The sequence below is a fragment of the Streptoalloteichus hindustanus genome, from assembly GCF_900129375.1.
GTDB classification, from domain to species: domain Bacteria; phylum Actinomycetota; class Actinomycetes; order Mycobacteriales; family Pseudonocardiaceae; genus Streptoalloteichus; species Streptoalloteichus hindustanus.
In genome coordinates this window covers 156,971-169,394 of record NZ_FQVN01000001.1, presented here as the reverse complement: position 1 = coordinate 169,394, position 12,424 = coordinate 156,971, and the positions used below count along the sequence as shown (strand labels likewise).

Sequence of the window (12,424 nt, the reverse complement as noted above, 5' to 3'; positions counted from 1 at the left end):
TTTGTCGCAGTGGTCTGGTTGGGTGGCGGTAACAGGTTTGCCCTGTGTGGGGATACTTCGGGTGCGGCCAGTCGTCGGAGTGGCCGTTTCTGCTGAATCTCCAGGTAGGGGGAGTTCTGTGCGTCGTGCTGGTCTCGTGTTGTCCGGTGTGGCGGCGTCGGTGTTGCTGGTGGGTTGTGGGGGTGGCGACGGCGCGCCGAAGGTGAAGGTCGCCGAGTCGGTCGAGGCGTTGTCGGCGGGCTTCAAGCAGGCGACGCAGGGCAGGAACTCGGCGCGGATGCGGTTCGAGATGGCCGCTGGCGAGGAGAAGATGTCGGGCGACTGCGCCGTGGCGTTCGGGGCGAACGCCGAGGCCATCGACTGCCAGATGGAGTCGGTGGAGAAGGGCGCTCCGCAGAAGATGCGGATGCTCGCCAAGGACAAGGTGGTCTACATCAACGGGCCCGACGAGATCGAGCCGGGCAAGTCGTGGCTGAAGCTGGACACCAGGTCCAACAACCCGCTCGCGGCGATGATGAGCAAGATGTTCGACGGCGTCGCCCAGGTGACGGACTTCGAGAAGTCGCTGCCCAAGGGCGCCAGGATCCTGAAGACCGAGCAGGAGAAGCGGGACGGGCAGGACCTGACGCGCTACGAGGTCGAGTTCGACCCGAAGGTGCTGCGGGCCAACGCCAAGGAGCGGATGGAGAAGCTGAGCGCCCTGGCGTTGCAGAAGGCCGGCGTCGGCGCCTTCCACACCACGTTCTGGGTGAACTCCGACAACCTCCCCGCGCGGTTCGAGATGAAGGTGCCGGCTCCGAAGGCGGGTGACAAGCCGGTGGAGGCCAGGTTCAGCGGCACCTACACCGACTGGGGCAAGCCGGTCGAGGTCGCGGTGCCGCCGGCCGAGAAGGTCGCCGAGTTCCCGGAGATCCCCGGGTTCAAGGAGGCGTACGAGAAGAAGATGGCCGAGCTCGACAAGAAGATCGCCGAGCTGGAGCAGGAGCTGGACAAGTCCGGCAAGTGAGCTGGTGCGGGGAGGGCCGCCGAGTCCGAGGGGGACTCGGCGGCCCTCCCCGCGTTCGGCGGATGAGCACGCATTCCCGCTCCTTCCGACTCGGCGCCGGCGGTGGGGAACGCGGGCGATCGGGACGAGGGGCCTTGGGTGGGGGAGGTGGGGACGTTCCGGACTTGACAAAACGGGTCCACCGATGGTGGGGGTTGAATAGCGGGTTTGGCGGGTTGTGCGGGGCTGCCACCTGGGGTAATGGGGGCTCCGCCGGGAGGATGTGGTCCGGACCACTCGTGAGCGAGATCACAAGTGGGCTGAACAGGTGTGACGCCGCGCACTGAACAGGTCTGCCAGGGGTGGTGACGTCAGCCACGATCCGCGTCGTAGACTTCCTGCCAGTGGCTCGTGAACCAGTTCACAAGCTATGCGCTGGGTTAGGGAACCCTCACCAAGGGTGAACGTGATCGCCCGCCTAGGGTCGCTGGCGAGTGGCGTTCGGGTCCCTCTGGGGAGCGGTTGCGGAAAGGACGGCGGACGACGTGCTCCAGCCCTACGTCCCCCTCGTGTTGATGTTCGCGCTCGCCGCGGCGTTCGCGTTGTTCTCGGTGACGGTCGCGCCGTTCGTCGGCCCCCGCCGGTACAACCGGGCGAAGCTCGACGCGTACGAGTGCGGGATCGAGCCCTCGCCGCAACCAGTCGTGGGCGGCGGCCGGATGCCGGTCGCCTACTACGTCACGGCGATGCTGTTCATCCTCTTCGACATCGAGATGGTCTTCCTCTACCCGTTCGCGGTGTCCGCGGACGCGCTCGGGCTGTTCGGCCTGGTGGAGATCGCCCTGTTCGTCATCACGGTCGGCTTCGCCTACGCGTACGTGTGGCGCCGCGGCGGCCTGGACTGGAACTAGGAGGAGGGGGAGCGGCCATGGGTCTGGAGGAGCACCTGCCCAACGGCGTCCTGCTGACCAGCGTGGAGAAGCTGGTCAACTGGACCCGCAAGTCGTCGCTGTGGCCGGCCACGTTCGGCCTGGCCTGCTGCGCGATCGAGATGATGACCACCGGCGCGCCCCGCTACGACCTGGCGCGCTTCGGCATGGAGGTGTTCCGGGCCTCGCCCCGCCAGGCGGACCTGATGATCGTCGCGGGCCGGGTGACGCAGAAGATGGCTCCGGTCCTGCGGCAGATCTACGACCAGATGCCCGAGCCGAGGTGGGTGCTGGCGATGGGCGTGTGCGCCTCCTCCGGCGGCATGTTCAACAACTACGCCGTGGTGCAGGGCGTCGACCACGTCGTCCCGGTCGACATGTACCTCCCCGGCTGCCCGCCGCGCCCGGAGATGCTCATCGACGCGATCCTCAAGATCCACGCGAAGATCATGGACGAGCCGCTGGGGCCGAAGCGGGCCGCGCAGCTGGCCGCGGCCGGCCACCGCACCGAGCTGGTCCCGTCCTCGGTCCGCTACGCCAAGAAGAAGTGAGCGGTATGAGCAGCGACGAGTCGGAGAAGGGCACCCCGGCGCCCGGGGAGGAGCACTCCAGCGCGGAGCGCCCCGAACCGGGTCTGGAGCCCGCGTCCCGGGAGGCACCCGGCGGCGACGAGCGCGTGGTGTCCGGCAAGGCCCGCAAGGGGATGTTCGGCGTCGAGGGCTACGGCGACACCTCCGGGTTCGGCGGCCTGCGCCTGCCCGCCTACACCCCGCCGCCCGCGGAGCGCCCGTACGGCGGCTGGTTCGACCAGGTGGCCGACGAGCTGCACGCGGCGCTGACCGAGCGCGGCGTGCCGACCGAAGCGCTTCAGCAGGTCACGGTCGACCGCGGCGAGATCACCTTCTACGTCCGCCGCGAGCACCTGGTCGACGTGTGCCGGACGCTGCGCGACGACCCCGCGCTGCGGTTCGAGCTGTGCAGCTCGGTGTCCGGCGTGGACTACGGGCCGGACGTGCCGCAGCGCCTGCACTCGGTCTACCACCTGACCTCGATGACCTACCGCCGGCGCATCCGGCTGGAGGTCTGCGTCGACGTGGCGGACCCGCACGTGCCCAGCGTGGTCGGGGTGTACCCGACCGCCGACTGGCAGGAGCGGGAGGCGTGGGACATGTTCGGCATCGTCTACGACGGCCACCCCGCGCTGACCCGCATCCTGATGCCCGACGACTGGGACGGGCACCCGCAGCGCAAGGACTACCCGCTCGGCGGGATTCCGGTGGAGTACAAGGGCGCGGAGATCCCACCGCCCGACCAGCGGAGGGCCTACTCATGACGACCGACACCGACCGCACCCCCCACCACGCCCAGGACCACGACGGCCAGCCCGACCCGTACGCCAGCGCGCGGGAGACCACCGAGGGCCGGGTGTACACGGTCACCGGCGGCGACTGGGACGCGGTGCTGGAGGACGCCACCCACGACGAGCGGATCGTCATCAACCTCGGTCCGCAGCACCCGTCGACGCACGGCGTGCTGCGGCTGGTGCTGGAGCTGGAGGGCGAGACGGTCACCGAGGCCCGCTCGGTGATCGGCTACCTGCACACCGGCATCGAGAAGAACACCGAGTACCGGAACTGGACCCAGGGCGTCACCTTCGTGACGCGGATGGACTACCTCGCTCCGCTGTTCAACGAGACCGCGTACTGCCTGGCGGTGGAGAAGCTGCTCGGCGTCGAGGCTCCCCGGCGGGCGCAGGTGATCCGGGTGCTCCTGATGGAGCTCAACCGGATCAGCTCGCACCTGGTCTGCCTGGCCACCGGCGGCATGGAACTCGGCGCGCTGACCGCGATGACCTCCGGCTTCCGCGAGCGCGAGGAGGTGCTGCACCTCCTGGAGTTCCTGACCGGCCTGCGGATGAACCACGCGTTCGTCCGGCCGGGGGGCGTGGCGCAGGACCTGCCCGAGGGCTACCGGGAGCGGATTCTCGACTTCATCCGGGTGATGGACTCCCGGCTGCCGGACTACGACAAGCTGCTCACCGGCCAGACGATCTGGCACAAGCGGTTGCGCGGCATCGGGTACCTGCCGCTCGACGGCTGCCTCCAGCTCGGGATCACCGGCCCGGTGCTGCGGTCGGCCGGCCTGCCGTGGGACCTCAGGAAGGTCGAGCCCTACCTCGGTTACGAGGAGTACGAGTTCGACGTGCCGACGGCCACCGAGGCGGACTGCTTCGCCCGGTACCTGCTGCGGGTGGAGGAGATCCACCAGTCGCTGCGGATCGTCCGGCAGTGCCTGGACAAGCTGGAGCCGGGCCCGGTCATGGTGGAGAACAAGAAGATCGCCTGGCCGGCGCGGCTCACCATCGGGCCGGACGGCCTCGGCAACTCGCTGGAGCACGTGCGCCGGATCATGGGCCAGTCGATGGAGGCCCTGATCCACCACTTCAAGCTGGTCACCGAGGGCTTCGACGTGCCGGCCGGCCAGGTCTACGTGCCGGTCGAGTCGCCGAGGGGCGAGCTCGGCTACCACGTGGTCTCCGACGGCGGCACGCGCCCGATGCGGGTGCACGTGCGCGAGCCCAGTTTCGTGAACCTCCAGGCGATGCCGGCGATGTGCGAGGGCGGCATGGTGGCCGACGTGATCGCGGCCGTGGCCTCCCTCGACCCGGTGATGGGCGGGGTGGACCGGTGAGCGACGAGGAGACCTCCATGAACACCGCAGGCGCGGCGGGCGGCCCGCCGTCCGCCCCGGGCGCCGCGACCGCCCAGGGCACGCCGGACACGATCGACACCGGTGTCTTCGACGAGGAGACCAGGACCAGGGCGAAGGAGATTGCGGCCCGGTACCCGAGGTCGCGGTCGGCCCTGCTGCCGATGCTGCACCTGGTGCAGTCGGTGGAGGGGCACGTCAGCCAGGCCGGCGTCGCGTTCTGCGCCGAGCAGCTCGACCTGTCCTTCGCCGAGGTCAGCGCGGTGGCGACCTTCTACACCATGTACAAGCGGCGGCCCTGCGGCGAGCACCTGGTGAGCGTCTGCACCAACACGCTGTGCGCGGTGCTGGGCGGCGACGCGATCTACCGCCGGCTGGCCACCTACCTGGGCAGCGACGGCCGGCCGCTCGGCCACGAGGAGACCGCCGGCGAGCCGGGCGCGCCCGGCTCGGTCACGCTGGAGCACGCCGAGTGCCTGGCGGCGTGCGACCTGGCCCCGGTGCTCCAGGTCAACTACGAGTTCTTCGACAACCAGACGCCCGAGTCCGCGCTGGAGCTGGTGAAGGAGCTCCGGGCGGGCGGGCGCCCCCAGCCGACGCGCGGCGCCCCGCTGACCGACTTCCGCCAGGCGGAGCTGCAGCTCGCCGGGTTCTTCACCGGCCGGGAGTCCGACGTGGACGGACCGTCGGCCGCGCCGGAGACGGTGCGCGGCGCCCGGATCGCCAACGAACGGCAGTGGACCGCCCCGCCGATGCCGGACGAGGCGCCCCTGCCCGACCTGCCCGAGAAGAAGTAGAGGGGGCGGCGTGACGAACACTGCGAACCCCGGGAACCCTGGGAACCCCGGGAACGGCGGGGACGGCCGGGCCACCAGCCCGCTGACCCCGGTGCTCACCCGCCGCTGGTTGTCCCCGCGCTCGTGGACCCTGCGCACCTACGAACAGCTTGAGGGCTACGTCGCGTTGCGCAGGGCGCTGGCCGCCCACCCCGACCAGCTCATCCAGCTGATCAAGGACTCCGGCCTGCGGGGCCGGGGCGGCGCGGGCTTCCCGACCGGCCTGAAGTGGGGCTTCATCCCGCAGAACGACGGCAAGCCGCACTACCTCGTGGTCAACGCCGACGAGGGCGAGCCCGGCACGTGCAAGGACGTGCCGCTGATGATGGCCGATCCGCACTCGCTGATCGAGGGCATCGTCATCGCCTCCTACGCGATCAGGGCGAACTTCGCCGCGATCTACGTGCGGGGCGAGGTGCTGCACTGCATCCGCCGGCTGCACGCCGCCGTGCGCGAGGCGTACGACGCCGGCTACCTCGGTCGGAACATCCTCGGCTCGGGCTTCGACCTCGACGTCGTCGTGCACGCGGGGGCGGGGGCCTACATCTGCGGCGAGGAGACCGCTTTGCTGGACTCGCTGGAGGGCAAGCGCGGCCAGCCCCGGCTCAAGCCGCCGTTCCCGGCCACCGAGGGCCTGTACGCCTCGCCGACCGTGGTCAACAACGTCGAGACCATCGCGAGCGTCCCGTACGTCGTGCTCGGCGGCGCCCCGTGGTTCCGGGCGATGGGCACCGAGAAGTCGCCCGGCCCGAAGATCTACTCGATCTCCGGGCACGTGGAGCGGCCGGGCCAGTACGAGGCGCCGATGGGCGCCACGCTGCGCGAGCTGCTGGAGCTGGCCGGCGGCATGAAGGGCGGCGTCCCGCTGAAGTTCTGGACCCCCGGCGGCTCGTCCACCCCGCTGTTCACCCGCGAGCACCTCGACGTCCCGCTGGACTTCGAGGGCGCGGCGGCGGCCGGTTCGATGCTCGGCACCACCGCCGTCCAGGTGTTCAACGAGACGGTGTCGGTGCCGTGGGCCGTGATGAAGTGGACCGAGTTCTACAAGCACGAGTCCTGCGGCAAGTGCACCCCGTGCCGGGAGGGCACCTACTGGCTGGTGCAGATCCTGCGCCGCATGCTGGCGGGCGAGGGCACGCCGGCGGACATCGAGACGTTGCTGGACATCTGCGACAACATCCTCGGCCGGTCGTTCTGCGCGCTCGGCGACGGCGCGACGAGCCCGATCACCAGCGCCATCCGGTACTTCCGGCACGAGTTCGTCGAGCTGTGCGAGCGGAACCAGCCGGCGCGGCAGGCGACCGAGACGGCACTGGCGGGAGCCCACTGATGACCGTTGCCCCGGAGAAGTCCCAGCGGGACACCGACCAGCCGCCCGTCCCCGAGGGGCACGTCCGCCTCACGATCGACGGGGTCGAGGTGGTCGCGCCCAAGGGCGAGTTGCTGATCCGCACCGCCGAGCGGCTGGGGGTGGTGATCCCCCGGTTCTGCGACCACCCGCTGCTCGACCCGGCCGGCGCCTGCCGGCAGTGCCTGGTCGAGGTGGAGATGGGCGGCCGCCCGATGCCGAAGCCCCAGGCCTCGTGCACGATGACGGTCGCCGACGGCATGGTGGTGCGCACGCAGCGCACCTCGCCGGTGGCGGACAAGGCCCAGCAGGGCGTGATGGAGCTGTTGCTCATCAACCACCCGCTGGACTGCCCGGTCTGCGACAAGGGCGGCGAGTGCCCGCTGCAGAACCAGGCGCTGAAGCACGGGCGCTCGGACTCCCGGTTCGTGGACCGGAAGCGGACCTTCCCGAAGCCGATCCAGGTCACGGCGCAGGTGCTGCTGGACCGGGAGCGGTGCGTGCTGTGCCAGCGGTGCACGCGGTTCTCCGCCCAGGTGGCCGGGGACCGGTTCCTCGACCTGCTGGAGCGCGGCGCCGACCAGCAGGTCGGCACGGCCGGGACGGCGGAGATCGAGGGCGCCGCCGGGTCCGGGGAGCAGAGCTACTTCTCCGGCAACACCATCCAGATCTGCCCGGTGGGCGCGCTCACGAGCGCGGCCTACCGGTTCCGCGCCCGCCCGTTCGACCTCCTGTCGACGCCGAGCGTCTGCGAGCACTGCGCCTCCGGCTGCGCCCAGCGCACGGACTGGCGGCGCGGCAAGGTGATGCGCCGCCTCGCCGGCGAGGACGCGGCGGTGAACGAGGAGTGGAACTGCGACAAGGGCCGGTTCGCCTTCACCTACGCGACCGCCGCCGACCGGCTGACGCGGCCGATGGTCCGCGACGGCGACAGCGGTGAGCTGCGGCCGGCGTCGTGGACCGAGGCACTGTCCGTCGCGGCGAAGGGCCTGCTGGCGGCGCGGGAGGAGCGCGGGGTCGGCGTCCTGACCGGCGGGCGGCTGACCGTCGAGGACGCCTACGCCTACGCGAAGTTCGCCAGGGTGGCGCTGGGCACCAACGACGTCGACTTCCGGGCCCGCCCGCACTCCGCCGAGGAGCTGGAGTTCCTGGCCGCCGCGGTGGTGGGCGCCACGCCGGACACCGGCGGGGTGACCTACGCCGACCTGGAGGCCGCGCCCGCGGTGCTGTGCGTGGCCTTCGAGCCCGAGGAGGAGTCGCCGATCGTCTTCCTGCGGCTGCGCAAGGCCGCGCGGAAGGGCCGGACCAGGGTCTTCCACATCGGACAGTGGTCCACCCCCGCCGTCGAGAAGACGGCGACCAAGCTGGGGCCGGAGCGCCGACCGGCCGGAGGCGGGCTGCTCGCGTGCGCGCCGGGCGCCGAGGCGGCCGTGGTCGCGGCGCTGGTCTCCCACCCCGAGGGCGCCGACGTCGCCGAGGCGTTGCGCGAGCCCGGCGCGGTGGTGCTCGTGGGCGAGCGGGCCGCCGAGGTGCCCGGCCTGCTGTCGGCGGTGGTGCGGCTCGGCGAGGCCACCGGCGCGCGGCTGGCCTGGGTGCCGCGTCGCGCCGGCGAGCGCGGCGCGCTGACGGCGGGCGCGGCCCCGACGCTGCTGCCCGGCGGCCGGCTGGTCGCCGACCCGGCCGCGCGGGCCGAGGTGGAGAACGCGTGGGGCCTGCCGGCCGGCTCGCTGCCCGACCGGCCGGGGCGCGACACCGACGGCATCGTCGCCGCGGCGGCGAACAGCCAGCTGTCCGCCCTGGTGGTGGGCGGGGTGGACCCGTACGACCTGGCCGACCCGAAGCTGGCCGACCGCGCGCTGCGCGCCGTCGGCTTCGTGGTGAGCCTGGAGCTGCGGGCCAGCGCGGTCACCGAGCACGCCGACGTCGTGCTCCCGGTGGCGCCGGCGGTCGAGAAGTCCGGCGGCTACCTCAACTGGGAGGGCCGGCGGCGGGACTTCCGCACGATCCTGGAGGGCACCGGCGCCCTGTCCGACTGCCGGGTGCTCGACACGCTCGCCATCGAGATGGACGCCGACCTGTTCACCCAGACGCCGGAGGCCGCGGCCACCGACCTGGCCCGGCTGACCGACGTCGTCCACAGTGGACAACGGGCCGAGCCGCCCCGCCGGGAGCCGGCGCCGGCTCTCCCTCCGACCGACGGCCGGGTGCTCCTCGCGACCTGGCGGCAGCTGCTGGACAACGGCTCGCTCCAGGACGGCGAACCGCACCTGGCCGGCACGGCCCGCCCCGCGGTCGTCAGGATGTCCCCGGCCACCGCCGAGCGGCTGGGCGTGGTCTTCGGCCGTCCGGTCACCGTCGCCGGCGACCGGGGGTCGGTGACGCTGCCCGCCGAGCCCGGGGACCTGCCCGACGACGTGGTGTGGTTGCCGGCGAACTCCGGCCCCGCCACGGTCCGGCGCAGCCTGGGCGGACACGGCGCGCTGGTCACCGTGACGCCGGCCGGGAGCGAGGACGAGCCCGTGGCGCCGGCCGGCGCCGGCGCCACCACCGGAGGTGAGGCATGAGCGCGCCGCTTCGCGCGGGGCAGCTGGACCTGATCCCAGCGGGACACCCGCACCCGCAGGATCTCGCGGGACACCCGCACCCGAGCTATGCGGAGGGACCGCGCAACACGGTGCCCGAGCTGCTCGCGGACGACCCGCTCTGGCTGATCGTGGTCAAGGTCGTCGCGATCTTCGCCCTGCTGGTCGTGCTGACCCTGCTCATGATCTGGTTCGAGCGCAGGGTCGTGGCCAGGATGCAGCACCGGGCCGGCCCGAACCGGGTCGGCCCGTTCGGCCTGCTCCAGTCGCTGGCCGACGGCCTGAAGCTGGCGTTCAAGGAGGACATCCGGCCGGTCCTCGCGGACCGGTGGGTGTACTTCCTGGCCCCGGTGATCTCCACGATCCCCGCGTTCCTGGCGTTCTCGGTGATCCCGCTCGGCCCGGAGGTGTCGATCTTCGGTGAGCGGACCGCGCTCCAGCTCGCCGACCTGCCGGTCGGCGTTCTGGTGGTGCTGGCCTGCTCGTCCATGGGCGTCTACGGCGTGGTGCTCTCCGGCTGGTCGTCCGGGTCGCCGTACCCGCTGCTCGGCTCGCTGCGCTCGGCCGCGCAGGTGATCTCCTACGAGATCGCGATGGGCCTGTCGTTCGTGGCGGTGATCCTCTACTCCGGGACGCTGTCCACCTCGGGGATCGTGGCCGCCCAGGCCGACCGGTGGTACGCCTGGCTGCTGCCGGTCAGCTTCGTCATCTACGTCATCGCCATGGTCGGCGAGACCAACCGCGCGCCGTTCGACCTGCCCGAGGCGGAGTCCGAGCTGGTCGGCGGGTTCCACACCGAGTACTCGTCGCTGAAGTTCGCGCTGTTCTTCCTGTCCGAGTACATCAACATGGTCACGGTCTCCGCGCTGGCCACCACCCTGTTCCTGGGCGGGTGGCGCGCGCCGTGGCCGTTGTCGGCCGTCGGCGACGGCGTGCTCAACACCGGCTGGTGGCCGCTGCTGTGGTTCCTCGGCAAGACGCTGGTCTTCCTGTTCGTCTTCGTCTGGCTGCGCGGCACCCTGCCCCGGCTGCGGTACGACCAGTTCATGCGGCTGGGCTGGAAGGTCCTGGTCCCGGTCAGCCTGCTGTGGATCCTCGCCGTGACCACGATCCGCGTGCTGCGCAACACCCAGGGCATCACCAGCCAGCAGATCCTGGTGATCGGCGGGATCGTGCTCGCCGTGCTGCTGCTGGTGGTCTTCCTCATCCCGGACCGGCCGGCGCCGCGCCCCGAGGACGAGGTGCCGCTGGCCGGCAGCGACTACCCCCTGCCGCCGCTGGACCTGCGGGTGCCGAAGCCGCCGGCCCGCCGGCCGGCCGTGCCGGTCGCGCAGCTCCCGGTCGCCGACCGGGCGGCCGTGCCGGCGTCGGCGAGCGGGGGCCCCGCCCGCGACGACGCCAACCCCGCGAAGGAGGACGGCGATGGGACTGCTTGATCCGCTGAAGGGCTTCGGCGTCACCTTCTCGACGATGTTCAAGAAGGTGGTGACCGAGGAGTACCCGGAGGTCAAGAAGGTCACCGCGCCGCGGTACCACGGCCGGCACCAGCTCAACCGGCACCCCGACGGCCTGGAGAAGTGCGTCGGCTGCGAGCTGTGCGCGTGGGCCTGCCCCGCGGACGCGATCTTCGTCGAGGGCGGTGACAACACCGAGGACGAGCGGTACTCGCCCGGCGAGCGGTACGGCCGGGTGTACCAGATCAACTACCTGCGGTGCATCGGCTGCGGCCTGTGCGTCGAGGCGTGTCCGACCCGCTCGCTCACCATGACCAACGAGTACGAGCTGGCCGACGACGACCGGCAGCGCCTCATCTACACCAAGGACCAGTTGCTCGCGCCGCTGCTGCCCGGCATGGAGCAGCCGCCGCACCCGATGCGACTGGGCGCCGACGAGCAGGACTACTACGTGAAGGGGCCGGAGCTGGCCCGCAGGGCCGGGCAGACGTTCACCAACGGCCCCGGGGACGCGGAGGACGCGCAGTGACCGCGGGACTGACCCTCGCCGCGCAGGCCGCCACCGACGCCGTCGGCACCGGTGAGGCCGTCGCGTTCTGGGTGCTCGGCCCGCTGGCGGTGGCCGGCGGACTGGGCATGATCTTCGCCAGGAACGCGGTGCACTCCGCGTTGTGGCTGGTGCTCAGCATGCTGTGCCTGGGCGTGCTGTACATGGTGCAGCAGGCGCCGTTCCTGGGCTTCGTGCAGATCATCGTCTACACCGGCGCGATCATGATGCTCTTCCTGTTCGTGCTCATGCTCGTGGGCAGGGACAGCTCGGACTCGGTGGTCGAGGTGCTGCGCGGCCAGCGGCTGGCCGCCGGCCTGCTCGGCGTCGGGTTCGCCGCGCTGCTGGCCGCCGGCCTGGCCAGGGCGCTGGTCGAGGTGCAGCCGGCCGGCCTGGCCCAGGTCAACGCCGGCAACGGCAACGTGGTGAACCTCGGCCGGGCGATCTTCACCGACTACCTCTTCCCGTTCGAGCTCACCTCGGCGCTGCTGATCACCGCGGCCATCGGCGCGATGGTGCTGGCCTTCGTGGACAAGCGCTCGGGCGCGCGGCGCACGCAGCGGGAGCTGGTCGAGGCCAGGTTGCGCGGCGAGCACGCCCGCCCCTCGCCACTGCCGGGCCCCGGCGTGTTCGCCACCGCCAGCTCGGTCGCGGTGCCGGCCTTGCTGCCGGACGGCTCGGTCGCGCCCGAGTCGCTGTCGGAGATCATCGAGTCCACCTCGCGCCGCCGGCTGGACGCCGACATCGCCGAGGTCGCCGACGAGCTGCCAGGCCCCGACGCGCACGCCCTGGCGCCGCACGGGCCGGAGCGGACGGCCGCCGACCAGGGCGGTGCGGGCCGGACCGACAGTGCCGACCAGGCCGACAGCGCCGTCCAAACCGACAGCGCCGCCCAAACCGACAGCGACCAGGGGAGCGCGGAGCAGGAGGGCCCCGAACAAAAGGGCGCTGCGCAGAAGGGTTCCGAACAGAAGGACGCTGAGCAGAAGGGCGCCGAGCAGCCGGGCGGGGGCGAGCGGCCGACCGGGGCGGAG

Annotated in this window: 10 protein-coding genes and 1 pseudogene; all 11 read left to right on the top strand. The window is 71.8% G+C overall.

The window, feature by feature from the left end:
* The first annotated feature begins 118 nt into the window (after positions 1–118).
* Positions 119–1,006: an SCO4651 family lipoprotein gene (locus tag BUE43_RS00840; RefSeq protein WP_143173886.1), complete on the top strand. Its 888-nt coding sequence runs from the start codon at positions 119–121 to the stop codon at positions 1,004–1,006.
* 524 nt (positions 1,007–1,530) lie between these two features.
* Entirely contained in the window at positions 1,531–1,896 is a 366-nt protein-coding gene (locus BUE43_RS00835; RefSeq protein ID WP_073479395.1) for an NADH-quinone oxidoreductase subunit A, read from the top strand.
* 17 nt (positions 1,897–1,913) lie between these two features.
* Positions 1,914–2,465, top strand: a complete 552-nt coding sequence (locus tag BUE43_RS00830; protein ID WP_073479394.1) for a NuoB/complex I 20 kDa subunit family protein — start codon at positions 1,914–1,916, stop codon at positions 2,463–2,465.
* A gap of 5 nt (positions 2,466–2,470) precedes the next feature.
* Positions 2,471–3,247 carry an NADH-quinone oxidoreductase subunit C gene (locus BUE43_RS00825; RefSeq protein WP_073479393.1) on the top strand — a complete coding sequence of 259 codons (777 nt, stop codon included), beginning with the start codon at positions 2,471–2,473 and terminating at the stop codon, positions 3,245–3,247.
* The gene (locus tag BUE43_RS00820; protein ID WP_073479392.1) at positions 3,244–4,605 is read left to right on the top strand and encodes an NADH-quinone oxidoreductase subunit D; all 1,362 of its coding nucleotides are present in this window, start codon (positions 3,244–3,246) and stop codon (positions 4,603–4,605) included. Before BUE43_RS00825 ends, BUE43_RS00820 begins: the two co-directional genes overlap by 4 nt.
* Positions 4,606–4,622: 17 nt before the next feature.
* The gene (gene nuoE, locus BUE43_RS00815) at positions 4,623–5,420 is read left to right on the top strand and encodes an NADH-quinone oxidoreductase subunit NuoE (RefSeq protein WP_083959326.1); all 798 of its coding nucleotides are present in this window, start codon (positions 4,623–4,625) and stop codon (positions 5,418–5,420) included.
* Between the two features lie 82 nt (positions 5,421–5,502).
* Positions 5,503–6,789, top strand: coding sequence for an NADH-quinone oxidoreductase subunit NuoF (gene nuoF, locus BUE43_RS00810; protein ID WP_073480147.1), 1,287 nt, complete (start codon positions 5,503–5,505; stop codon positions 6,787–6,789).
* Entirely contained in the window at positions 6,789–9,371 is a 2,583-nt protein-coding gene (locus BUE43_RS00805; RefSeq protein ID WP_073479391.1) for an NADH-quinone oxidoreductase subunit G, read from the top strand. Before nuoF ends, BUE43_RS00805 begins: the two co-directional genes overlap by 1 nt.
* On the top strand, positions 9,368–10,825 hold the full coding sequence (gene nuoH, locus BUE43_RS00800; RefSeq protein WP_083959211.1) for an NADH-quinone oxidoreductase subunit NuoH: 1,458 nt from the start codon (positions 9,368–9,370) through the stop codon (positions 10,823–10,825). Before BUE43_RS00805 ends, nuoH begins: the two co-directional genes overlap by 4 nt.
* Positions 10,812–11,372 carry an NADH-quinone oxidoreductase subunit NuoI gene (gene nuoI, locus BUE43_RS00795; protein ID WP_073479390.1) on the top strand — a complete coding sequence of 187 codons (561 nt, stop codon included), beginning with the start codon at positions 10,812–10,814 and terminating at the stop codon, positions 11,370–11,372. The genes nuoH and nuoI overlap by 14 nt, the downstream gene beginning before the upstream one ends.
* Positions 11,369–12,211: pseudogene (locus BUE43_RS00790) on the top strand (NADH-quinone oxidoreductase subunit J); the annotation flags it as partial. The gene nuoI and the pseudogene BUE43_RS00790, both read left to right, overlap by 4 nt.
* Between the last annotated feature and the right edge of the window lie 213 nt (positions 12,212–12,424).